Genomic DNA, 23,712 nt, shown 5'->3' on the forward strand with positions numbered 1-23,712 from the left:
TTGAGTAAAATACTCGGAATTGGCGTCGTGTCTGCATTTGCGTGCTATTTCGTGCGCGGCAACACATGCATTCCGGGATTTTGCAGCGAGGCTTCTCCGCTATGAGACTTACCACCAAAGGTCGTTATGCCGTAACTGCCATGCTTGATTTGGCGCTGCATAGCGATGAAGGACCTGTCAGTCTGGCGGATATATCCACACGCCAAGGCATATCCCTTTCGTATCTGGAACAGCTATTTGCGCGCTTGCGTCACTTTAAATTAGTGAAAAGTGTGCGTGGGCCAGGTGGTGGTTATCGCCTGATGAGCAGCACGGCCGATATCTCTATCGCTCAGGTGGTAGATGCAGTGAGTGAGTCATTGGATGCGACCCGCTGTGAAGGCAAGGGTAATTGCCATGAGGGCGAAGTCTGCCTGACCCATCACTTATGGGAAGATTTAAGCGCCCAAATCCATCAGTTTTTGAGTGATATCACCCTCGCTGACTTGGTGGCGCGCAACGATATCCAGTCAGTTCGTGCGCGTCAGGATTTGCGTGTAGTGAGTATGCAAAAGGATGAAACGCATATTGCAGTCAGTGAGATTTTGTAACTCTTACTGTGAGTTTATTGTTTTAGCATCATGTTTTTTCACCGTTAAGGTATTAACTGTTTTGCGCAAGCCCATATATCTAGATTACGCCGCGACTACACCCGTTGCCCCTGAAGTGGCTGCGCGTATGGCCCAGTGCCTGACTTTGGAGGGCGCATTCGCGAACCCCGCATCGCGTTCACATCTTTACGGTTGGCAAGCAGAAGAGCTGGTAGAAGAGGCGCGTGCGCAGGTTGCCGGTTTAATCAATGCAGATCCGCGCGAAATCGTGTGGACCAGCGGCGCAACCGAAGCAAACAATTTGGCGCTAAAGGGAATTGCTGAAACCTATCGCGCACAGCACAGCAGCGGCGGTCATATTGTTGTATCGGCGATTGAACATAAGGCAGTACTCGATCCGGCGAGCTGGTTGGAAACACAAGGTTTTCGCGTAACCCGCTTGCAGCCGACCAATGAAGGGATTATCACCGCAGATGCGCTCGCATCTGCTCTGCAACCAGATACTTTTTTAGTCAGTGTCATGCAGGTCAACAATGAGTTGGGTTGCATTAATGACATTAAAATCTTAAGTGAAATTTGCACGGCGCGCGGTATTTTAATGCACTGCGATGCCGCGCAAAGCGCAGGCAAAATTTCCATCGATGTTAAAGCGCTCGGCGTGGATTTATTGTCGCTCTCGGCACACAAGTTTTATGGCCCCAAAGGTGTTGGTGCGCTTTATGTGCGTCGCGCTGGCGAAGTAAAAGTTGCCGCGCAAATTCACGGTGGTGGTCATGAGCGCGGTATGCGTTCCGGTACTTTGGCAACCCACCAGTTAGTGGGTATGGGCGCAGCGGCAAAATTGGCCGTTGAGCATCTCGCCACAGATGGCGAGCGTATTGAGGTACTGCGTGATCGTTTATGGCAAGGCCTTGCGGATTTACCGGGCATTAAACGCAATGGTTCAAGTATTGATTGCGTCAGCGGCATTTTAAATATCGCCTTTGGTGATGCCGATGGTGAAATGCTACTGCTCTCTTTGCGCGATCTGGCTATTTCAAGTGGTTCTGCGTGTAATTCCGCGAGCATGTCGCCCAGTTATGTGTTGAAAGCGATTGGCTTGAGCGACGAAACCGCACAAGCGTCGCTGCGTATTAGTCTCGGCCGTTACACTACTGCCGATGAAATTGAATATGCGATTGAACACCTTCGCGGTGTTATCGCCAAGCTGCATAAGGCCTAGTGTTGTTTTGCCAGTCCTCTGCAAAAAAAGGTAAATGTCATGTCTGAACAAGTCGAACATCTCATTAAAAAAGAATACGCGGCGGGTTTTCATACCATCCTCGATTCAGAAACCCTGCCACCCGGGTTGAATGAGGATGTTATCCGTTTTATTTCGGCGAAAAAAAATGAGCCGGAGTGGTTGCTCGAGTGGCGTTTGAAGGCCTATCACGCATGGTTGGAAATGGACGAGCCGGAATGGGCGCATGTCAAATACGACGACATTGATTTTCAAGCTGTTTCTTATTATTCCGCGCCTAAGTCCATGGATGAAAAACCGAAAAGCTTGGATGAGGTTGATCCGGAATTATTGCGCACCTATGAAAAACTCGGCATTCCTTTGCATGAGCAGGCGGCACTTGCCGGTGTGGCGATGGATGTGGTGTTTGACTCAGTTTCAGTAGTAACGACTTTCCGTGAAAAGCTGCTTGAGGTCGGCGTTATTTTTTGCTCGATCAGCGAAGCGGTGCATAAGTATCCCGACTTGGTTAAAAAATATATGGGTTCAGTTGTCCCGCAAAAAGACAACTATTATGCCGCGCTCAACTGCGCTGTTTTTTCTGATGGCTCCTTTGTGTACATCCCCAAAGGTGTGCGCTGCCCCATGGAGTTGTCTACTTATTTCCGCATCAACGAACAAAATACTGGTCAATTCGAGCGCACCTTAATTATCGCCGATGAAGGCTCACACGTTAGTTATCTTGAAGGTTGTACTGCGCCCATGCGCGATGAAAACCAATTGCATGCGGCGGTGGTTGAATTGATCGCGCTCGACAATGCCGAAATTAAATATTCCACCGTGCAGAATTGGTATCCAGGTAACGAAGAAGGCAAGGGCGGTATTTACAACTTCGTGACCAAACGCGGTGTGTGCCATACCAATGCCAAAATTTCCTGGACGCAAGTTGAGACAGGTTCGGCGGTCACTTGGAAATACCCGAGCTGTATTTTGCGCGGCGATAACAGTGTGGGTGAGTTTTATTCTGTTGCGCTGACCAATAATTATCAGCAAGCCGATACCGGCACCAAGATGATTCATATCGGCAAAAATACTCGCTCTACAATTATTTCAAAAGGTATCTCTGCCGGTAAAAGTTCCAATGCTTATCGCGGTTTGGTGCGCATCAATCCCGGCGCGGAAGGCGCACGCAATTACACCCAGTGCGATTCACTGTTGATTGGTGATAAGTGCGGCGCTCATACATTTCCCTATATTGAAAGCAAAAACCCGAGTGCAGTGATTGAGCATGAGGCGACCACCTCAAAAGTCAGTGAAGACCAAATGTTCCTGTGTCAGCAGCGCGGTTTGGATGCGGAAAAAGCAGTATCCATGATTGTGAATGGTTTCTGTCGTGAAGTATTTAAAGAGCTGCCAATGGAGTTTGCGGTTGAAGCTGGCAAATTGCTGGAAGTCAGCCTTGAAGGCTCTGTTGGTTAATCTTTGGTTTATTGTTGCTCACAAAAACGAAAACAATTGAATTTACCGTGTTAGAAAATTATCGGAATAAAAAATTTATGTTACGCATTGCTGATTTGTTTGCCCGTGTTGAAGAGAAAGAAATCATTAAAGGTTTAAATCTGACCGTAAAGCCCGGTGAAGTGCATGCCATTATGGGGCCAAACGGCGCGGGCAAAAGTACCTTGGGTAATGTGTTATCTGGTCGCGAAGGCTATGAAGTGACTGGCGGTAGCGTGGATTTTAATGGCAAAGATTTATTTGAGCTGGAAATCGAAGAGCGTGCCCGTGAGGGTTTATTTCTTGCCTTTCAGTATCCGGTAGAAATTCCCGGTGTCAGCAATATGGAGTTTTTAAAAGCCTCGGTAGATGCCAAACGCAAACACCATGGTCAGCCGGAGTTGTCTGCAGTTGAATTTATGAAACTCGCACGGGAAACCAGCAAGCGTGTAAACCTCGATCAAGCTTTTTTAAAGCGCGGCGTGAATGAAGGTTTTTCGGGCGGTGAAAAGAAGCGCAACGAAATTATGCAGATGATGTTGCTTGAGCCAAGCCTGTGCATTCTCGATGAAACAGACTCAGGTTTGGATATTGATGCACTTCAAGTTGTAGCAAATGGTGTAAATGCGATGCGTTCACCGGAGCGCAGTTTTATTGTGGTGACCCACTATCAGCGTCTGCTGGATTATATTGTGCCGGATTATGTGCACGTGCTGGCGAATGGCCGTATTGTAAAAACTGGCGGCAAAGAGTTGGCGCTGGAACTGGAAGAAAAAGGTTATGCCTGGCTTGAAAACGAGGCCGTATAAGCATGAGTGATTTTCAACAGCAAGCAATACGACTGACTGCACAACAACAGCCATTAGTTTGGCTTGAATCATTGCGCGCCCAGGCTACCGATGCATGGTTGGCGCAGCCCTGGCCGACGCGTAAAACTGAGCATTGGAAATATACGCCAATGCAGGGTTTGCAAAACACACAGCTACAGGCACTGGGCTCCGCTGCCAAGCCAATATTAGATAGCGCTCAGCAGAATGATTTGATCCCGCTAGATGCGTATCGGCTGGTATTCGTGAATGGGATATTTAACGCAGAACACTCCAGCAGTCTGCCAGAAGCAGTTATACGTTTTTCCCATGCCAATGCCGAACAGCAGGCCTTGATTGAAAAATACTTGGGCAAGATTGTTGAGGGTGAGCGCCATCTATTCGCTACGCTCAATAATGCTTGGCTTGATGATGGTGTTTTACTTCATGTGCCGCGTAATCAACGATTAGAAAAACCGGTTTATATCGTTAATCTGGTGACTGCGGATGCAGCAGCAAGTAATCAGCGCTTGTTGATTGTATTGGATGAGAATGCCCAAGCTGAAGTTGTTGAGCATTATTGTTCAAGTCTCGATGTAAAAAACAGTTTTGCCAATGCACTGACTGAAATCCATATCGGCGATAACGCCAGCTTGCATCACTATCGTTTGAATATGGAAGAAGAGCAGGCACAACATATAGGTGCAGTGCATGTGGATTTACAACGCAATGCGCGCTTGCGTGGATTTGCACTGGCATTGGGTTCACGCCTGATGCGTGTGGATTATCAATTGAATCATCGCGGGCAGGGTGCGGAGTTGGATTTGCAGGGTGTGTACCTGCCGCGCAACCAGCAGGTAGTGGATTACCACACTAATGTTTGCCACTGGGTTCCGCACTGTAAATCGAATGAAGTATTTCGCGGTATTGTGAGTGATTCGGCGCAGGCTATTTTTAATGGCCGTATTTATATCCATCAGGATGCACAAAAGACGCTGGCGGAATTAAGCAACAAAAATATGCTCACATCCAACAAGGCGGAAGTGAATACCAAACCCGAATTGGAAATTTACGCCGACGATGTGAAATGTGCACACGGTGCTACTATCAGTCAGCTCAATGCCAATGCCCGTTATTACTTGCAAAGCCGTGGCCTTTCCCGAGCCGAAGCGGATGTAATGTTGAGCTTTGGTTTTATCAACGAGTTGCTTGAGCAAATTGCGCAGCCGGTAGTACACGATTATTTGCAGCCGCGTTTGGCGAAACTCTTTGGTCGCGATAACAGCTTGATCGCTGCCGATGTATTAGCGGAGCTTGCCGATGACTAAAACGTTGGCAAGTGTTGCTGCAGAAAATTTTGATGTGGAAAAAATCCGCGCGGATTTTCCTATCCTGCATCAACAGGTAAATGGGCAGCCACTGGTGTATTTGGACAACGCCGCAACCACACAAAAACCCAATGCTGTTATTGATGCAATCAGCGATTACTATCGCAATGACAATAGTAATGTGCATCGCGGTGCACACGCACTGGCAGATCGCGCTACGATAAAGTTTGAAACGGCACGGGAAAAAGTTGCACAGTTTTTAAATGCACCCGCAGCTAAGCAAGTTATCTGGACGCGAGGTACGACAGAGAGCATTAATTTGGTTGCAGCCTCTTGGGGTAAAGCCAATTTGCAAACCGGCGATCGCATTCTGGTCTCGGCCATGGAGCATCATTCAAACATTGTACCTTGGCAATTAATCGCCCAAGCGACAGGTGCAAAAGTTGAGCCGATTCCTGTGGATGCCAACGGCAGTATCGATATGCTGGCTTTTGAAGCAATGCTTGATGCTCAGGTAAAAATGGTGGCAGTTGGGCATGTATCCAATGCAATGGGCACGATCAATCCGATTGAAAAAATTATTACCTTGACGCATGCGATTGGCGCGCGGGTATTGATTGATGGTGCGCAAGCCGTGAGCCATTGGGCTGTTGATGTGCAACAACTCAATTGCGATTTTTATGTGTTTTCCGCACATAAATTGTTTGGCCCTACCGGGTTAGGTGTGCTGTACGGCAAAGAGGATTTGCTCAACGCCATGGCACCTTATCAAGGTGGCGGTGAAATGATTGAAACGGTTTCATTTGCGGGCACAACGTTTAATCAACTGCCTTACAAGTTTGAAGCGGGCACACCTGATATCGCGGGCGTTATAGGTTTTGGTGTGGCGATTGATTATTTAAATTCCATTGATCGTACCGCCGCTGCTGCACATGAGCAGGCACTGTTAAATTATGCCGAGGAAAAAGCACGTGCAACTGCTGGTATGAGATTGGTTGGCACGGCTACCGATAAAACATCCGTAATGAGTTTTTTGCTTGAAGGTGCACATCCGGCAGATGTCGGTGTCTTATTAGATAAGCAAGGTGTGGCGGTGCGTACAGGTAATCACTGTGCCCAGCCCATCATGGATCAGTTTGGTATTCCCGGTACTGTGCGTGCAAGTTTTAGTTTTTATAACACCTTTGCTGAGGTGGATCGTTTATTTGTCGCGATTGAAAAAGCGAAAACCTTTTTGTTGTAACAAAAGTGTTGCAGCAAAATCCTTGAAGTGAAAAATGGTTTAACGAGTAATGCTCTCACGAACGGTGAGTTAATTGGGAGACTGGTATGAGCGTCGCATCATTTGATCCGCAGCAACCTGTGCAGGTAACGCCTACTGCCGCTGCGCATTTCAAGCGGCAACTGGGTTCCGCAAAAGATGCTAAAGCGGTGCGTCTGAGCGTAAAGCAAAGTGGCTGTACTGGCTGGATGTACGTTGTTGATTTGGTTAATGAAGCCAAAGCGGATGATGTACATATGCAATTGGAAGAGGGCGTTGAGCTGTTGGTTGATGCAAAAAGCCTGTCGGTGGTGAGTGGTACTGAAATTGATTACGTCACCGAGGGTGTGAATCGCCAGCTCAAATTCAACAATCCGCGCGTTAAAGATTATTGCGGTTGCGGTGAAAGTTTTAGCGTTAACTAAGGCGCGTTGCGTAGAGAATGACTATGTCTGAAAGACGTATGGTAGTAGCTCAGGCGGATTGTCCGGCGCGACGCGTTCCTGATGGTACGCCACTGACTATTCCTGAGGGAACCTTTGTTACCATTACCCAGGCGCTGGGCGGTAACTACACATTGACCTATCATGGACAGATGGTGCGGGTAGATGGTACTGATGCGCATCTGCTTGGGCTTGAGTCTGAAACAATCAGTTTTCCGGCGCCAGCGGATGATCAGATTGTTGAGGCGCAAGTCTGGCAAGCCCTCGGCACTGTATTTGATCCGGAAATTCCAGTGGATTTGGTCAATCTTGGGCTGATCTATAGCGTCAAAGTGGATCAGTCGGCCAAACAAGTCGATATTCAAATGACGCTGACTGCGCCAGCCTGTGGCATGGGGCCGGTACTGGTAGGTGATGTTGAGTATCGTGTGCGCAAAGTGCCCAATGTAAAACTTGTTAAAGTTGAGCTGGTGTTTGATCCACCATGGCAGCGCCATATGATGAGTGAAGAGGCGCAGCTGCAGACCGGCATGTTTTATTGATCACACAGTATTGAGAAGTTTAATGACCCAATTTGGTATAGATGTCACCGTCGATGACATTGTCGATAGTCTCGGTTTTTTTGATAACTGGGAAGAGCGTTATAAGTACATCATTGATCTGGGCAAAGAGTTGCCGGAGATGGATGCCAGTTTGCGTACCGATGAATATCTAGTGCGCGGTTGCCAGAGTCAGGTGTGGTTGGTTGATGAGTGGCGCGCAGGCAAGTTGTTTTTCCAAGCGGATAGCGATGCCTTTATCGTTAAAGGGCTGTTGGGAGTGGTCTTGGCTGCGTTTAATGGTAAAACACCCGGTGAAATCCTCGCCTTTAATATAGATGCGTATTTTGCCCAACTCGACCTGCTTCAACATCTAAGCTCTACCAGAGGTAATGGGCTTAAGGCGATGGTGAAGCGTATTCAAGATCGCGCCAGTCAGACCAATTAGGTTTGGTGCTATTTGGGTGCGCTCCCTTAGCCGATTTTGTTTATTAATCAAATAGCTAGGATATAAAAATAATGTAAACCCGCGTATAATTCGCGGGTTTTGTATTTTGTAGGTAGTGAATCCGCTTTTAGCGATGTAATCCAACCTGCAGTAACCGGAAAATCGCGTGTGGAGCATCTTATGGCTGTTGAACAAACCTTATCTATTATCAAACCCGATGCCGTTAGCAAAAATCATATAGGTGAAATTGTTGCGCGCTTTGAAAAGGCTGGTCTCAAAATTGTCGCCCAGCGCATGATGATGTTGAGCAATGCGCAAGCTGAAGGTTTTTATGCAGAGCACAAAGGTCGTCCGTTCTTTGATGGTTTGGTCAAGTTTATGACCTCCGGTCCAGTTGTTGTACAAGTGTTATCTGGTGAAAATGCCATTGTAGCTAATCGCGAATTAATGGGTGCTACCGACCCAGCTAAAGCAGCGCCTGGTACTATTCGCGCTGATTATGCTGAGGCGATAGACAGAAACGCTGTGCACGGTTCAGATTCGCCTACATCTGCTGCGCGCGAGATTGCTTATTTCTTTGCCAGCAATGAAGTTGTTGTTCGTTAATATTGTTTAATCACTGCTGTTCCCAACGTGTTCATTAGGTAAAGAGCCATGACTGAAGTATCAAGTTCAACATCTCCCGCAATCGAGGAGGCTGCAGAGGGCTCTGCCAAAATGAATCTGCTGGGTTTACCAGAAGCTAAGTTGGTGGCTTTTTTTGAATCGATTGGCGAGAAAAAATTTCGCGCCATTCAGGTAATGAAATGGATTCATCAGTTGGGCGCTGACAACTTTGATGACATGACCAATGTCAGTAAAGATTTGCGTGCAAAATTAAAAAATATTGCTGAAATCCGTATGCCGGAAGTGGTGCAGCAATTTGATTCAACCGACGGCACCCGCAAGTTTTTGATCCGCGTTAGCGGTAATAATGTCATCGAAACTGTATTTATTCCTGATGGTGATCGCGGCACGCTTTGTGTGTCTTCACAAGTGGGCTGTTCCTTGGATTGCAGTTTTTGTGCAACTGGCAAGCAAGGCTTTAATCGCGATCTAACTGCTGCAGAAATTATTGGTCAGGTGTGGATAGCGGCCAAATCCTTTGGTCAATTACACGCTAATGGCCCGCGTAGAGTGACTAATGTGGTGATGATGGGCATGGGTGAGCCATTGCTCAATTTCGATAACGTTGTCGATTCCATGAACCTGATGATGCACGACAACGCTTATGGTATTTCCAAGCGACGCGTCACTCTGAGTACATCTGGCGTGGTGCCGCAGTTAGATCGCTTGAGTCAGTATACCGATGCCTGTCTTGCTATTTCTCTTCATGCACCAAACGATGAGTTGCGCAATGAATTAGTGCCTATTAATCGTAAATATCCAATTGCGATGCTGCTTGATTCAGCCAAACGTTATATCGAAGCCATGCCCGATACCCATCGTAAAATCACGATTGAATACACCTTAATCGATCAAGTGAATGATCGCCCTCACCATGCGCGTGAGCTGGCGGAACTCCTGCGTGATGTCCCGGTCAAGATAAATCTGATTCCATTTAACCCATTTAATTTGTCAAACTACAAACGCGTGAGTAATAACGCTCTACGTAAGTTTCAGGACATTTTGATGGAAGAGGGCTACATTACAACCGTCCGCACAACACGGGGAGATGATATAGATGCAGCTTGCGGTCAGTTGGCTGGGCAAGTGAATGACGTAACTCGTCGCAGCGAGCGCTACCGTGCGCAATTTGATGAGGTGCAAACGGTAAAAATCGTTAACCAATAGTTCCAACTTAAAGGTGTCAATGATGCAAATGAATAATTTTCTAAGATTGCTGAAATTAACCCTGGTGTTTTTTATTGCGGCAGTTCTTTTTACCGGTTGTGTTTCGAGTGGTGGTATTAATAGTACAGAGCGTCAGATTGATAAATCAAAATCCTTAGAGCTGCATATCCGTTTGGCGCAAGGTTACATTGAAAAAGGTAATCGTGAATCTGCGCGTCATCACTTACGTAAAGCATCCGAAATCGATAAGAATTCAGCGGACGCAATGGAGGCCATGGCGCGCCTTTATCAGTTAGAGGGTGAGCCAGAATTAGCCGAGAAGACATTTAAAAAAGCGCTTAAGCGCAAGAAAAACTTCACTTTGGCTAACAATAACTACGGTGTGTTCTTGTTCGGCCTTAAGCGCTATGAAGAGGCCTTGTTGGAGTTTGAGATAGCCGCCAGTGATCTCGACTATGATGGGCGTGCTTCCGCGTTAGTGAATGTGGGTAGAACAGCCTTATTGCTTGGCAAGAACGAGCGAGCCAAGGCAGCATTTGAACATGCAAGCATATTGGACCGGGGGCTTGCTGAACCGCATATTGAATTAGCTGCAATGAGTTTTATCAAGCAGGAATATGCTGAAGCCAAGAAACATCTGGATCGCTATCAGGCACTTGGGCAACAATCTGCTCGTGCGCTTTTGCTAGGCATTCGTTTGGAGCGTGTATTTGGCAACAAGGATCAAGAGGCCAGTTATTTGTTGGTGTTGAAAAATCGCTATCCCTATTCCAAAGAGTATTTGGAGTACAAACAAACGATGATGTATAACAACAAACGATATTAATATTGATGGGTTTTCAATGGCATCTGACGACAAAAAAGAAACCAATGATGATGGTCGTTTTCGCGAGCTGTCACCTGGCAAGTTATTAGTCTGGGCGCGTGAACGAGCAGGCTTAACTCAGGAGCAGGTAGCAAAAGAGCTTTACATGACATTGACGAAAGTGCGCGCGCTCGAGTCCGATGATTATCGTCATATGGGCTCAGATACATTCACTCGCGGCTATTTACGTGCGTACGCCAATTTAGTGAAGCTTGATGTTGTGCAGGTGCTTGCGGCCTATGATCGTCACGCGCAAAAACATGGTTTGATTGAGCAGGTGATACCTTGTCGCGTCGAGTCGGCCAATAAGCCTTTGTGGCAATTTGTTGTGTGGATTTTGGCGGCGTTATTAATTCTGTGGCTTGTGTCAATTTGGTTTTTTGATAATCGTCAGCAACCCAATTATAACCGTCCTATAACTGTTGTTCCGCCGGTTGAAACTGCGTTGAGTGTTCAATCAATAAATGAATCTAGTGTGAGTCAGGCATCGTCTATTAGTGGTTCAATGCTTACGTCACCGGTATTGTTAAGTGAAAATCAATCTAAAGAAGATAGCGCGAAAAATGAAGCGGTAAGTGCCGAGCTTTCATCTGTGCAGAACTCAAGCGCAGCTTTCCCAAGTAACTCGTCCGTATCTCCAATTGCCTCGCCAATACGCGCAGGGCAATTCAGTGATGCTCAATTAGATTCAATCAGTTTTTCATTTACCGAAGAATGTTGGGTTGAGGTCAGTGATGCGCGTGGTGATGTATTAGTGGCTGATTTACAGCGGCCTGGAAGTCATTTGCTTTTACAGGGTAAGACGCCATTTTATGTGAAGCTCGGAAATGCTCCGGGCGCCGAAATGGAATTAAATGGCGACAAAGTCGCTGTAGTGCCTGCATTGGGCACTAATGTACTGTCGTTAACAGTGGGTGAGTCTACTCACGAGTAGTCACGCAAAAGTGATCAGGAATAACTATGCACTGTGAGTCTCCAATTAAACGCCGTAAGTCTCGCCAAATTATGGTGGGTAATGTTCCAGTCGGCGGTGATGCACCTATTTCAGTACAAAGTATGACGAACACTGAAACTACAGATGTTGCGGCAACTGTAGAGCAGATTCGTCGTATTCAGTTGGCTGGTGCTGATATTGTTCGTGTTTCTGTGCCAACCATGGAAGCAGCCGAGGCGTTCGGTGAGATCCGTAAACAAGTAACAATTCCCTTGGTGGCGGACATTCATTTTGATTATCGAATTGCTCTGCGAGTTGCCGATTTGGGTGTGGATTGCCTGCGCATCAATCCTGGAAATATTGGCCGCGAAAAGCGTATTAAAGCGGTAGTTGATAAAGCGCGGGATCTGAATATTCCCATTCGTATTGGCGTCAATGCAGGCTCGCTAGAGAAAGATTTGCAAAAAAAATATGGCGAACCGACACCGGATGCATTGGTGGAGTCCGCATTACGCCATGTTGAAATTCTCGATTCACTTAATTTTCACAATTTTAAAGTCAGCGTCAAAGCATCAGATGTATTTATGGCGGTTGCTGCGTATCGTAAGTTAGCGACATTAATCGATCAGCCATTACATTTGGGAATTACTGAGGCGGGTGGCTTACGCTCCGGTACCGTGAAATCTTCAATAGGTTTGGGAATGCTGTTAATGGATGGTATCGGCGATACCATTCGCGTTTCACTGGCGGCCGATCCGGTTGAAGAAATTAAAGTGGGTTGGGATATGCTGCGCAGTTTGCGCTTGCGTAGCAAAGGCGTGAATTTTATTGCTTGCCCTAGCTGCTCACGGCAAAACTTTGATGTCATAAAAACTATGAATGATTTGGAACAGCGCGTGGAAGATATTACTGTTCCGCTCGACGTTGCAGTTATTGGCTGTGTAGTTAATGGCCCGGGAGAAGCAAAAGAGGCTGATCTCGGTCTTGCTGGCGGAACGCCTAGCAACTTAATTTATATCGATGGTGAGCCCAATCAAAAGTTAACCAATGAAAATTTGGTTGATAATCTTGAGCGGTTAATTCGCGCAAAAGCGGCGCAAAAGCAGTCGCAAATGGACGCTGATGCCAAGAATATTATTGCTAAGGGTTAGTTACTTTTTAGCGCGTGATAAGTAAGGTTTTAAATTGAAAAAATTACAGGCAATTCGCGGTATGAATGATCTGCTTCCAGTAGATTCACCGCTATGGCAATACGTAGAAAGTGTAGTTACCGATATTTTGGCGCGTTATGGTTATCAGGAAATTCGTTTTCCAATTGTTGAATCAACCGAGTTATTTAAACGTTCGATTGGTGAAGTGACTGATATCGTCGAAAAGGAAATGTATACCTTCGAAGATCGCAATGGAGACAGTCTTACTCTGCGTCCTGAAGGTACTGCGTGTTGTGTCCGTGCATGCGAAGAGAACGGTTTACTTTACAACCAAACCCAGCGCCTTTGGTATATGGGGCCTATGTTCCGTCATGAGCGTCCGCAAAAAGGTCGGTATCGTCAGTTCCATCAAATTGGTGTGGAAACTTTTGGTATTCAAGGGCCAGATATCGATGCTGAAGTATTGGTGCTTAGCGCGCGTATTTTGCGTGAGCTGGGTGTTGCTGAGCACGTGCAGTTACAAATTAACTCGCTCGGTAGTGCGGATGCTCGCGCTGCCTATAAAGAGGCCTTAGTTATTTATTTAAGTGCTTTTCATGAGCAATTAGATGAGGACAGCAAGCGCCGCCTCTCCACGAATCCTCTACGTATTCTTGATTCCAAGGATGCAAATACCCAAAAATTACTTAATGACGCTCCTGTGTTACTGGATTATTTAGATGAAGGGTCGCGTGTGCATTTTGAAGGGTTAAAATCCTTGCTAGATGCAGCTGGTATTCGTTATCAGATTAATCCGCGCTTGGTGCGCGGCCTCGATTATTATGGTAAAACGGCGTTCGAGTGGGTGACTGACAAATTAGGTGCTCAAAGTACGGTCTGTGCGGGAGGCCGCTATGATGGTTTGGTTGAGCAGTTAGGTGGTAAGTCAACGCCAGCAGTTGGATTTGGTATTGGCCTTGAACGATTGGTTTTACTCTTGCAGGCAGCAGAAATGGTGCCTGAGTATCTCGATCAACAAGCGGACATATATCTCGTCGCCGTCGGCGATGTGCAAGCAATTGCCATGCAGCTAGCTGAGCGAATTCGAGATGAGTTGCCGTTTGTTCGTCTGCTAAGCAACTGTGGCGGAGGCAACTTTAAAAATCAATTTAAAAAAGCTGACAAGTGTGGTGCTGATATTGCCCTTATTTTAGGAGAGGATGAGGCCAAAGCAGGACAGGTCACAATTAAATTTTTGCGTGAAGAAGTCGAGCAGCAAACACTCGCTTTTGATGAGGCAATTGCCTGTCTGCAAGCGCTTGAGTAAACAGAGCTTGAGTGATGTATTAACTGAGTAAAAAAATAACGTTTTATTTTAATCATTCCCTATTTTTGCGCATTGCGCTAAGACCTACAGGAGTCAATTGTGAGCGTACATCTTTCAGAAGAAGAACAATTAGAGGTATTAAAACGCTGGTGGAAAGATTACGGAAGAACCGTGATTATTGCAGTGTTAGTGGCAGTTGTCGGGTACTTTGGGTACACCACGTGGCAAGATCAAAAACGCCAGAAAATGGAAAAAGCTTCAGAGGTGTATGAGCAATTGCTTAAGCTCGCCAATGCTGAGCCAGGCAAAGTGTTAACCGATGCAGATAAGGCAACTATTACACACCTCGCCGGTGAGTTGAAAGATGGCAATAGCAAAAGCTTGTATGCGCATAGTGCTGCTTTTTTTCTGGCGAAACTCGCGGTGGAAGAGGGCAAATTGGATGTTGCAGTAAATGAACTTAAGTGGGTTTTGTCTGCCCAACCAAAAGCTGCTACTGAGCAGCTAGCGCGTTTGCGTTTAGCGAGAGTATTAACTGCACAAAAAGCGTTTGACGATGCATTAGCACAATTATCTCCCGAACCTGCCGCTGCTTTTACTTCAGAGTATGCAGAAGCTCGCGGCGATATTCTTAAATTACAAGGTGATTTGGATGCGGCACGCACTGCTTTTGAAAAAGCATTGGCTGCGACAGATCCACAACAACAAGAGCGTTACATGTTACTGCAAATGAAAGTTGATGATTTGAAAGTGGAAGGTTCTGCAGTTCCGGCTGGGGAGAGCGCCCAATGATGCAAGTCTCTGTGAGGCACCTGAGCTGGTTAATATTGCTTTGTGCATTCGCTATGTCTGGCTGTTCATGGTTTAGCAAAAAAACCGGAAATGAGCCAATGGAGTTAGTCGATTTTAAAGAAACACTCGATCTCGACAAAGTATGGAAGCGCGGTATAGGTGAAGGTCAAAACAAAGGGTTCAGTAGCCTTACTCCTGCGTTGGATGGCGATGCTATCTATGCGGTAGATTACGAGGGTCTGATTGTTGCGATGAACAATCAGACTGGTAAAAAGCTATGGACACGCAAGGTCAATAAATCGCAGTTAGGTTTATGGGCTTGGATGAAAAGTTTTTTTGTGGCAGGTGACCCCAATCGCCAAATAGTGGGTGGTATAGCGGCAGAGAACGGTTTACTGCTAGTTGCTACTTATGCTGGTGAAGTAATGGCCTTGTCCAAAGATACTGGTGAGGAATTATGGCGGACGCAGTTGCCTGGTGAAGTCGTTTCAGCGCCTCGCACTAACGGTATTGTGGTGGCTGCTCAGACAGTGAATGGTAAATTATTTGCACTCAATGCAAAAACGGGCGAGCAGTTATGGTTTTATGACAGCCCTCCACCGATATTAACCTTGCGCGGAACACCCTCTCCTATAGTGACAGATACGGCAGTTTATTCTGGCTTTTCTAATGGCCGGATGATGGCATTTAATCCTGCCAATGGTCTCATCTTGTGGGAGCAACGTGTTGCCTCGCCAAAAGGCCGCTCTGAATTAGAACGTATGGTGGACATTCATTCCAGTCCCATGATTAAGGATGGTGTTATTTATGTTGGCACCTATCAGGGGCGAATTAGTGCACTGGCTCGTGGCACTGGCAAGCCGCTCTGGGGACAAGATGGCTCTACTAGTGAAAATTTAGCCTTGTCTGATGACGGTAAACTGTTTGTCGCACACACTGATGGCAAGCTGGTTGCCTATAATGCGACAACTGGCGAGCAACTGTGGAGCAATGAAAAAATGTTGCGCCGCCTCTTAAATGGTCCGCAAGTATTTGGCAATTATGTTGCTGTGGTAGATTTCAAAGGCTATATGCACGTTGTCAACCAGAGTGACGGCGAGTTTGTTGCCCGAACCAAAGTTGATAGAAAAGGTGCGCGCGCGCCTATGTTGACCGATGGTGAGACACTTTATGTTTACACCAATAGTGGCAAATTGATCGCGTTTAGAGCCGAAAAGGACAAGTAATTTACCGCTAAATGGTTAACACTGACCAGCCGCTTGAGCTTACCTTAGTTGAATAAGGTAAACTTGAACGCGGCTGGTTTTGTTTTTGTGTGTTTGAATTTATGCAGTGATCATGGCTGCAGATCCTTGTTTTTCATCTCAACTGATACTTTTTATGATAATCCCCGTAATAGCACTTGTTGGTCGCCCTAATGTGGGTAAATCCACACTATTCAATCGCCTAACCCAATCGCGCGATGCCTTGGTGGCTGACTACCCTGGTTTGACTCGCGACCGTAAATACGGTGAAGGCACCTTGGAAAATCGCCGTTTTATCGTGATCGATACCGGTGGTATCAGCGGTGAGGAAGAGGGCATTGATAGCATGATGGCTGGCCAATCGCTTCTGGCAATTCAGGAAGCTGACATAGTACTGTTTATTGTGGATAGTCGTGCGGGCTTGAATCCTGCCGATGCGATGATTGCCAAACACTTGCGCGTAAATAATAAAAAGACCTACGTGGTCGCCAACAAAATTGATGGTATGGATCCCGATATCGCACTGGCGCCTTTTTATGAGTTGGGGCTTGGCGAAGTTCACCCAACGACGGCTAGTCATGGCCGTGGTGTTAGATCCTTAATGGAAGAGGTACTGGCTGATATTCCGGAATTACCTGAGGATTATCAACCTGATGAGGCCACCGGGATAAAAATTGCCATTGTTGGTCGTCCCAATGTAGGAAAGTCGACTCTGGTGAATCGTCTGTTGGGTGAGGACCGGGTAGTAGTCTACGACGAGCCAGGCACCACTCGCGACAGCACCTATATCAACTATACCCGCTTTGATAAGCCCTACACCTTGATCGATACCGCTGGGGTGCGGCGGCGCAAGAATATTGATTTGATGGTAGAGAAATTCTCGATTGTTAAAACAATGCAGGCCATTGCTGATGCCAATGTTGTTGTATTAGTAATGGACGCAAGCGAAGGTGTTGTTGAACAAGATCTGCACCTGATGGGTACAACCATTGAGGCTGGGCGTGCACTGGTTATCGCGCTGAATAAGTGGGACGGCCTGGATGATGCGCATAAACAGTATGTGAAAAGTGAAATTGAGCGCCGGTTGCGTTTTGTGGATTTTGCCACCATTCACTTTATTTCAGCCTTGCATGGCACCGGTGTGGGTAATCTGTACAAATCGATTGAGCTGGCTTACCAGTCAGCAACTGATAAATTCAGCACCAACTTCCTCACTCGTATATTGCAAGATGCGGTACGTGAACATCAACCGCCGATGATTCAAGGGCGTCGTATCAAGCTGCGCTATGCACATCCGGGGGGGCACAATCCTCCGATTATTGTGGTGCATGGCAACCAAACTAACGATGTCCCAAGTCATTACACCAAATATTTGGAAAAAACCTTCCGTCGTGTGCTCGATTTGCATGGCACTCCAATCAAGATTGAATTTCGGAATAATGAAAACCCTTATTCTGAGCGCAAAAGTAAAATGACCCAGCGTCAATTAATTGATATGCGCCGCAAGGCAGAGCGCGATAGAAATCGCAACAAGCCTAGATAAGCTAAACAAGGGTTCGCCAGTGTTTGTGCCAGAAGAGCTGCATTACAAAACTTAATTGCCTAAGCAGGGAATGCTTTAGTTGCTATGGCTTGCGCTCTTTAAGGTGAAGGAGTAGTGTTACGCGCCTTATTTGATTGTCCTCACTCACCTTTAACCATAAAAGCCCGAGCAGAAGATGACACCCGCAAGCCGCAAGCTGCTTATCATCGATGACGATGTCCTTGTCCGCCAGAGTATAGTGACTTATCTGACGGACAGTGGCTTTTGTGTATGTTCCGCGTCTGATGCCACTGCAGCACTTGAATTACTCGCCAACCCTGACCTTTCACTTCCTGATCTGATTATCACCGATCTACGTATGCCTAATGGCGATGGTCTTCAGTTATTGCAGCTTCTGCATGATCGCCACCCCTCGCTGCCAGTGATTGTGATTTCCGGTGCTGGCGTGATGAATGATGTGGTGACTTCCTTGCGTTTAGGTGCCCGTGATTATTTGATAAAGCCGGTGGTCGATTTAGAGGTGCTAGTCCATTCGATTAATAAGGTGCTTGATCGACAGGATCTGGAAGAGGAAAATCAGCGCTACCGAGTTCAATTGGAAAATGCAAATCGCGAGTTAAAAGAGAACCTACGGGTACTTGAGCGTGACCAAATAGCAGGGCGACGGGTACAGCGCCGTTTAATGCCATCGGGTTTTACTACGGAAGAGGGTTACACCGCAGCACATACGATTGTTCCGTCATTATTTCTCAGTGGCGATTTTGTTGATTACGCCCACATTAAAAGACGTTATCTCGCATTTTATTTGGCTGATGTCTCCGGGCACGGTGCCTCTTCTGCTTTTGTCACCATTTGGCTTAAGCATCTTGTTAGCCGCATGGTGCGGGAAGAGGGATTGTTTGGTGATGAGAGCTCCTTTGCGCAGGGCGCAGACCTTATGTTGCGGCAGATTAACCGCGAGCTACACGAGACTCGCCTTAGTCATCACCTAACACTCTTTGTTGGCGTTATAGATACAGTGACGCATAAAATGCACTATGTAGTCGCGGGTCACTTACCTATGCCTATTCTGCTTACTGATGAAGGGGCAGAGTATTTAACGGGGCGTGGTAAGCCTGTCGGAATATTTAAAGAGGTCAGTTGGGAAGTTTACGAGCGTCAGTTGCCAGAGAAATTTGCGCTGGTTTGTTTTTCTGACGGGATACTGGAAACCTTGTCTCAACAAGAACTGCAAGAGAAAGAGGCTCAGCTGTTAAAACTAATTGCTTCAAGTAGTGGCGGTTTGGATTCGGTCTGTAATACTTTAATTATAAAAGAGATTCGCGATAACCCGGATGACATTGCAGTCTTGTCCATCACCCGAGGTGTGAGTTGATGAAAGCCGGCCAGATTTTAGTTGCCGATCATAATGGGGTCTATGTGATCAAAATGTTGGGCGATGTGCGCCTGACTTTGTGTATCTCGTTCGATCAGTTTATTGATGCCATGTTCAAAAGTGAGAATTTTGCCTCAGTCTTATTCGATCTCTCTGATGCTGAAGCAATCGATAGCACCACATTGGGTTTGATGGCAAAAATTTCCATTCTGGGGCAGGAGCGGCACGGTATCATGCCAGTGATTTTGGCGAGTAACCCTAGCATCCAACGCATTCTGCAAACTATGGGGTTTGGCGATATATTTACCATTGTCGATAAGTTGGATGCGCCCGTTCTGGCAGAGCATGCACTTAATTGTATTAATTGTGATGAACAGGAAGTAAAAGAAAAGGTGATTGAGGCGCACAAAATTTTGATGGGATTAAATGCCAGTAATGCTGATACTTTCCGTAATTTGGTCAATATGCTCGAAAGCTGTTAACCTTTCCTAGATATAATCATCACTGATGAGTTGTTGTTAAGTTCGCCTTAGTCAGGCTTTTAGCGCGAATAAAGTCGGCGTGAGGCACATAAATTAAATCCGCCACTTTGCGAATAATATAGTCTTCGTATTTATCCAGATCCCCATCGGCATAAGCCATTTCCCACATGGCTCTCATCAAATTAAATTTTTCTTCTGCGCTACAATTTTGATTAATAAGCTGAGTAAATTGATGCAATGACGTTGCATGATTTGTCTCGTTTTTAGCGAGATTAATCAGCTCGGTGAGCTCATCGTTTGACAAAGAGAATTTGCGGGCAAGAATGGTATTTAGATTATGTAATTCCACATTGGAAAATTGATGATCTGCCATGGCCACTTCAACCAGTAAAGCAGCTACCGCCAATTGTTTTTGGTGATCGGAAAGTGTGGGTGACGCGTCACTTGCAGGTTGCAAGTGACGCTCGATAAAGCGCGAGAGTTTATTAAGCACGAGCTTTCAGTAAATTCTCAAGATTGATCTGGTCTTTTACAAAACCGCGAATACCTTCAGCCAGTTTTTCGGTCGCCATTGCATCTTGATTCAAGCCAAAACGGAAGCTGGTTTCAGTCTCAATTTGTTTGGCAATTGCTGCACCGGTGTTATTAGGTGAAAGCACACGCTTGAGTTCGCCTTTGTCTTGCTCTAACTCTTGCAGTAACTGCGGGCTGATAGTTAAACGGTCACAGCCTGCAAGCGCTTCAATTTCGCCAAGGTTGCGGAAGCTGGCTCCCATTACCACAGTGTTATAGCCATTTTGCTTGTAGTAATTGTAAATGTGACGCACAGATATAACGCCTGGATCTTCTTCAGCGGTATATTCTTTTTTGTCAGTGTTGGCTTTGTACCAATCCAGAATGCGGCCGACAAAAGGAGAAATCAAAAACACACCGGCATCAGCACAGGCAGCGGCTTGATTAAAACCAAACAGCAGGGTGAGGTTGCAGTTGATACCTTCTTTTTCCAGCACTTCTGCTGCGCGAATGCCTTCCCAAGTGGACGCGAGTTTAATCAGTACGCGGGACTTATCGACGCCACCTTTTTCGTACAAACTGATCAGTTCGTGAGCTTTGGCGATAGAGGCTTTAGTATCAAATGACAAGCGTGCGTCTACTTCAGTTGAGATGCGGCCGGGAACAATTTTCAAAATTTCCAAGCCAATTCCTACTGCCAAGTGATCACAGGCGGCACTTAATTGTTGTGCACTGTTAGTGATGCTTTTGCTGGTATTGATGGATGCCGCAAGCAAGTCTTGGTATTGCGGCATTTGTGCGGCTTTATACACCAGTGATGGGTTGGTGGTTGCATCCAGTGGCTTGTAAAGGCGGATGGCTTCGATATCGCCAGTGTCGGCGACTACATCGGTAAATTGTTTCAGTTGTTCAAGTTTACTAGTCACAGTGGTAATCCTATCTCTGAAAGTACAAGTGGTTGATCTTCGGTAATTGCCGTCAGATATATTATAGTCTTAATGACTTTATGTTGAAAGCAGTCATTTTTTATAAACAGATAATTGAATAGTGTTTGAAGTCTTAAGCATTTCCGATTTCAAGGTTATTTGCTAATGGTACCTCATTTAATACAGCAAGAGCGCGTTCAAGCACTTCAATTCCTGCATTCGGCTTATGAGCTTGTTCACTAATAATCCGGCGAAACTGACGAGCACCAGGCAAGCCTTGATAAAGCCCAAGAATATGTCGCGTTAGATGATTGAGTCGAGTGCCGTTGGCTAGTTCTTCGTCACAGTATTGCATGAATTTTTGCATGACTTCATTCCGGCTGACTACAGGCCTATCTACGCCGTAGATTTGCTGATCAACTTGTGCCAATAGATAGGGATTACTGTAGGCTTCGCGCCCAATCATGACACCATCAACATGTTCCAGCAGGTTTTTGCTTTGCGCAAGCGTTGTAATGCCGCCATTAATGATGATATTTAGGTGCGGGAAATCCTGCTTCAGCTGATATACCTTATCGTACTGTAGCGGTGGAATCTCGCGATTCTCCTTGGGGCTTAAACCTTTCAACCAGGCTTTGCGCGCATGTACGATAAACGTGCGGCAACCGGTTTCGGCAATAGTTCCAACGAATTTCACCAGTCCTTCGTAGTCTTCCATATCGTCGATGCCGATACGGTGTTTAACTGTGACGGGAATTTTTACCGCGCTCTGCATACTGGCGATGCAATCTGCAACCAGTTCGGGTTCGGCCATTAGGCAGGCGCCAATCATGCCGTTTTGCACGCGATCACTCGGGCAACCGCAGTTGAGATTAACTTCGTCGTAACCCCAATCCTCTGCAATGCGCGCGCATTCTGCAAGTGCTATAGGGTCGCTACCGCCTAATTGCAGGGCCAAAGGGTGCTCGCAGGCGTTGTAATCCAGAAAGCGCGATTTATCGCCGTGAAGCAATGCGCCAGTGGTAACCATCTCGGTGTAGAGCACCGCTTTTTTAGTTAACAGGCGCCAAAAGGTGCGGCAATCCGATGTTGACCACTCCATCATAGGGGCGAGGGTAAAACGGCGGTCGAGAGGGTGGCTTGAAGTCATTAGGCTGTGGAATTCTGCTGCGAGGAAATTAAAGTGCGGTCATAGCCGACAGGTGTTTTATGATAGCGATATTTACTCCCAGCTGCACGGTAAAGTGTGGCGTATTAACTTGGACGAGCTGTTTATGTCACTAACGCATATAGATTCCCATGGGCACGCCAGTATGGTGGATGTCTCGGAAAAACCGGCCAGCGTGCGTGAAGCGCGCGCGTTTGCGCGGGTATTAATGAAGCCCGACACATTGGCGCAAATCAAAGCTAACAGCCTGAAAAAAGGTGATGTATTCGCCGTCGCACGTATTGCGGGTATTCAAGCGGCTAAAAAGTGCGCCGATTTAATTCCGCTTTGTCATCCATTGGCGCTGAGTAAAGTGGCAGTTGATTTCGCAATAGATGACCAACAATCGGCGGTAGAGATTACCAGCTACTGCAAGCTCACCGGACAAACCGGTGTTGAAATGGAGGCGCTGACAGCAGCGAGCATTGCCGCGTTAACTATTTACGATATGTGTAAGGCCGTTGATATGGAGATGGTGATCGAACAGGTTTGTTTATTGGAAAAATCTGGCGGACGGCGAGGTCACTATCGCCGGCAGGAGCTTGAAGAATGATCCGGGTGTTATTTCTTGCGCAATTGCGCGAGCAGTTGGGCACTGCTGAGTTGCGTATCAACGATGACAGTGTTGTTAGTATCTCAACTCTTAAGCAATATCTTGTAACTAACCATCCACATTGGGAACCGTTTATTGCCAATAGTAAATTGCTGGTTGCGGTAAATCATGCCTACGCTAAAGCGGACGCAGCGATTAAATCAGGTGATGAAATCGCTTTTTTCCCACCGGTTACCGGAGGTTAGTATGTCTTTTTCGATTGCGGTGCAAGCACACGATTTTGATGTTGGGCGCGAATACGCTGCGCTAACAGCGAACGATACGGCGGCAGGAGCGGTGGTATTTTTTGTTGGGCGAGTGCGCGATATGAATCATGCCCGCGATGTAAAAAGTATGTCGCTCGAACATTATCCCGGTATGACAGAAACTATTCTGCAGCAAATTGTAGAAGAGGCGAAAGGGCGGTGGGAGCTACTAGCTGCACGCATTGTTCATCGCGTTGGCGAATTGCAAGTGGCTGACCACATCGTATTTGTTGGGGTTACCAGTGTGCATCGTGAACATGCATTTCAAGCAGCAGAATTTTTGATGGATTTTTTAAAAACTTGCGCACCCTTTTGGAAGAAAGAAATAACCAGTCAAGGCGCGATATGGGTTGAGGAAAATGTCAAAGATGTTAAGGCAGCGCGGCGTTGGTAAATATAGTAGCTGCATGATATGTAAAAAATGGGCGCTGTAGCGCCCATTTCAGATCGCTGACAAACCCCACCCTAAAAAGTGGGGTTTTGTTTTTTTAGCCCGCGCTGTGCATAAACCACATTTCTTGAGATTTATTTCCAATCCGCTCATTTTTCCCG

The 23,712-nt window shown here is 46.5% G+C and carries 26 protein-coding genes; 23 read left to right on the top strand and 3 right to left on the bottom strand.

The annotated features are described in order from the left end of the window. Nucleotides 1-101 precede the first annotated feature (101 nt). The 20 genes from iscR to AC2CG4_RS18240 all read left to right on the top strand — a co-directional run bounded on the left by iscR (nt 102) and on the right by AC2CG4_RS18240 (nt 19,656). Nucleotides 102-590 carry a Fe-S cluster assembly transcriptional regulator IscR gene (gene iscR, locus AC2CG4_RS18145; protein WP_484487611.1) on the top strand — a complete coding sequence of 163 codons (489 nt, stop codon included), beginning with the start codon at nt 102-104 and terminating at the stop codon, nt 588-590. Between the two features lie 61 nt (nt 591-651). Continuing rightward, nucleotides 652-1,812 carry an aminotransferase class V-fold PLP-dependent enzyme gene (locus AC2CG4_RS18150; RefSeq protein WP_484487612.1) on the top strand — a complete coding sequence of 387 codons (1,161 nt, stop codon included), beginning with the start codon at nt 652-654 and terminating at the stop codon, nt 1,810-1,812. Nucleotides 1,813-1,851: 39 nt separating this feature from the next. Then, a complete protein-coding gene (sufB, locus tag AC2CG4_RS18155; RefSeq protein WP_484487613.1) occupies nt 1,852-3,288 on the top strand; it encodes a Fe-S cluster assembly protein SufB in 1,437 nt (478 codons plus the stop codon). 47 nt (nt 3,289-3,335) lie between these two features. Then, a complete protein-coding gene (gene sufC / locus AC2CG4_RS18160) occupies nt 3,336-4,115 on the top strand; it encodes a Fe-S cluster assembly ATPase SufC (protein WP_484487614.1) in 780 nt (259 codons plus the stop codon). Between the two features lie 2 nt (nt 4,116-4,117). Next, a complete protein-coding gene (sufD, locus tag AC2CG4_RS18165) occupies nt 4,118-5,440 on the top strand; it encodes a Fe-S cluster assembly protein SufD (RefSeq protein WP_484487615.1) in 1,323 nt (440 codons plus the stop codon). Next, a complete protein-coding gene (locus AC2CG4_RS18170) occupies nt 5,433-6,683 on the top strand; it encodes a SufS family cysteine desulfurase (protein WP_484487616.1) in 1,251 nt (416 codons plus the stop codon). Before sufD ends, AC2CG4_RS18170 begins: the two co-directional genes overlap by 8 nt. A gap of 86 nt (nt 6,684-6,769) precedes the next feature. Continuing rightward, a complete protein-coding gene (locus AC2CG4_RS18175) occupies nt 6,770-7,126 on the top strand; it encodes a HesB/IscA family protein (RefSeq protein WP_484487617.1) in 357 nt (118 codons plus the stop codon). A gap of 23 nt (nt 7,127-7,149) precedes the next feature. Continuing rightward, nucleotides 7,150-7,686 (top strand): putative Fe-S cluster assembly protein SufT, encoded by a 537-nt coding sequence (gene sufT, locus AC2CG4_RS18180; protein ID WP_484487618.1) that lies wholly within the window; start codon nt 7,150-7,152, stop codon nt 7,684-7,686. Nucleotides 7,687-7,708: 22 nt separating this feature from the next. Next, nucleotides 7,709-8,131 (top strand): SufE family protein, encoded by a 423-nt coding sequence (locus tag AC2CG4_RS18185; protein ID WP_484487619.1) that lies wholly within the window; start codon nt 7,709-7,711, stop codon nt 8,129-8,131. A gap of 180 nt (nt 8,132-8,311) precedes the next feature. Beyond that, the gene (gene ndk, locus AC2CG4_RS18190) at nt 8,312-8,737 is read left to right on the top strand and encodes a nucleoside-diphosphate kinase (RefSeq protein ID WP_484487620.1); all 426 of its coding nucleotides are present in this window, start codon (nt 8,312-8,314) and stop codon (nt 8,735-8,737) included. Between the two features lie 48 nt (nt 8,738-8,785). Next, nucleotides 8,786-9,964 (top strand): dual-specificity RNA methyltransferase RlmN, encoded by a 1,179-nt coding sequence (rlmN, locus tag AC2CG4_RS18195; RefSeq protein ID WP_484487621.1) that lies wholly within the window; start codon nt 8,786-8,788, stop codon nt 9,962-9,964. 28 nt (nt 9,965-9,992) lie between these two features. Beyond that, complete coding sequence (gene pilW / locus AC2CG4_RS18200) at nt 9,993-10,790, top strand: type IV pilus biogenesis/stability protein PilW (protein ID WP_484487622.1); 798 nt, start codon at nt 9,993-9,995, stop codon at nt 10,788-10,790. Between the two features lie 16 nt (nt 10,791-10,806). After that, nucleotides 10,807-11,763: a RodZ domain-containing protein gene (locus AC2CG4_RS18205; protein ID WP_484487623.1), complete on the top strand. Its 957-nt coding sequence runs from the start codon at nt 10,807-10,809 to the stop codon at nt 11,761-11,763. Nucleotides 11,764-11,789: 26 nt separating this feature from the next. Beyond that, on the top strand, nt 11,790-12,914 hold the full coding sequence (gene ispG, locus AC2CG4_RS18210; protein WP_062067437.1) for a flavodoxin-dependent (E)-4-hydroxy-3-methylbut-2-enyl-diphosphate synthase: 1,125 nt from the start codon (nt 11,790-11,792) through the stop codon (nt 12,912-12,914). A gap of 34 nt (nt 12,915-12,948) precedes the next feature. Continuing rightward, nucleotides 12,949-14,220, top strand: coding sequence for a histidine--tRNA ligase (hisS, locus tag AC2CG4_RS18215; RefSeq protein WP_484487624.1), 1,272 nt, complete (start codon nt 12,949-12,951; stop codon nt 14,218-14,220). 99 nt (nt 14,221-14,319) lie between these two features. Further along, nucleotides 14,320-15,012, top strand: coding sequence for a YfgM family protein (locus AC2CG4_RS18220; protein ID WP_484487625.1), 693 nt, complete (start codon nt 14,320-14,322; stop codon nt 15,010-15,012). Continuing rightward, on the top strand, nt 15,009-16,238 hold the full coding sequence (gene bamB, locus AC2CG4_RS18225; protein ID WP_202966678.1) for an outer membrane protein assembly factor BamB: 1,230 nt from the start codon (nt 15,009-15,011) through the stop codon (nt 16,236-16,238). Before AC2CG4_RS18220 ends, bamB begins: the two co-directional genes overlap by 4 nt. Before the next feature lie 157 nt (nt 16,239-16,395). Then, the gene (gene der, locus AC2CG4_RS18230; protein ID WP_484487636.1) at nt 16,396-17,799 is read left to right on the top strand and encodes a ribosome biogenesis GTPase Der; all 1,404 of its coding nucleotides are present in this window, start codon (nt 16,396-16,398) and stop codon (nt 17,797-17,799) included. A gap of 175 nt (nt 17,800-17,974) precedes the next feature. Continuing rightward, on the top strand, nt 17,975-19,174 hold the full coding sequence (locus AC2CG4_RS18235) for a PP2C family protein-serine/threonine phosphatase (protein ID WP_484487626.1): 1,200 nt from the start codon (nt 17,975-17,977) through the stop codon (nt 19,172-19,174). Beyond that, on the top strand, nt 19,174-19,656 hold the full coding sequence (locus tag AC2CG4_RS18240; RefSeq protein WP_062067425.1) for an STAS domain-containing protein: 483 nt from the start codon (nt 19,174-19,176) through the stop codon (nt 19,654-19,656). The genes AC2CG4_RS18235 and AC2CG4_RS18240 overlap by 1 nt, the downstream gene beginning before the upstream one ends. A 19-nt stretch (nt 19,657-19,675) precedes the next feature. Here AC2CG4_RS18240 and AC2CG4_RS18245 read toward each other — a convergent pair whose 3' ends face one another. The 3 genes from AC2CG4_RS18245 to dusA form a co-directional block, all read right to left on the bottom strand. Then, nucleotides 19,676-20,149 carry a tellurite resistance TerB family protein gene (locus tag AC2CG4_RS18245; RefSeq protein WP_484487627.1) on the bottom strand — a complete coding sequence of 158 codons (474 nt, stop codon included), beginning with the start codon at nt 20,147-20,149 and terminating at the stop codon, nt 19,676-19,678. After that, nucleotides 20,142-21,095 (bottom strand): transaldolase, encoded by a 954-nt coding sequence (gene tal / locus AC2CG4_RS18250; protein ID WP_484487628.1) that lies wholly within the window; start codon nt 21,093-21,095, stop codon nt 20,142-20,144. The genes AC2CG4_RS18245 and tal overlap by 8 nt, the downstream gene beginning before the upstream one ends. Before the next feature lie 133 nt (nt 21,096-21,228). Further along, the gene (gene dusA, locus AC2CG4_RS18255) at nt 21,229-22,245 is read right to left on the bottom strand and encodes a tRNA dihydrouridine(20/20a) synthase DusA (protein WP_484487629.1); all 1,017 of its coding nucleotides are present in this window, start codon (nt 22,243-22,245) and stop codon (nt 21,229-21,231) included. A 124-nt stretch (nt 22,246-22,369) separates the two neighbouring features. On the opposite strand from dusA, the gene moaC reads away from it, so the two are divergent. The 3 genes from moaC to moaE are packed head-to-tail and all read left to right on the top strand — an operon-like array spanning nt 22,370 to nt 23,554. Continuing rightward, nucleotides 22,370-22,855, top strand: coding sequence for a cyclic pyranopterin monophosphate synthase MoaC (moaC, locus tag AC2CG4_RS18260; RefSeq protein WP_484487630.1), 486 nt, complete (start codon nt 22,370-22,372; stop codon nt 22,853-22,855). Then, nucleotides 22,852-23,100: a molybdopterin converting factor subunit 1 gene (gene moaD / locus AC2CG4_RS18265; protein WP_484487631.1), complete on the top strand. Its 249-nt coding sequence runs from the start codon at nt 22,852-22,854 to the stop codon at nt 23,098-23,100. Before moaC ends, moaD begins: the two co-directional genes overlap by 4 nt. 1 nt (nt 23,101) lies before the next feature. After that, the gene (gene moaE / locus AC2CG4_RS18270) at nt 23,102-23,554 is read left to right on the top strand and encodes a molybdopterin synthase catalytic subunit MoaE (RefSeq protein ID WP_484487632.1); all 453 of its coding nucleotides are present in this window, start codon (nt 23,102-23,104) and stop codon (nt 23,552-23,554) included. Nucleotides 23,555-23,712 lie beyond the last annotated feature (158 nt).

The organism is Cellvibrio sp. ATLC23 (assembly GCF_057196725.1).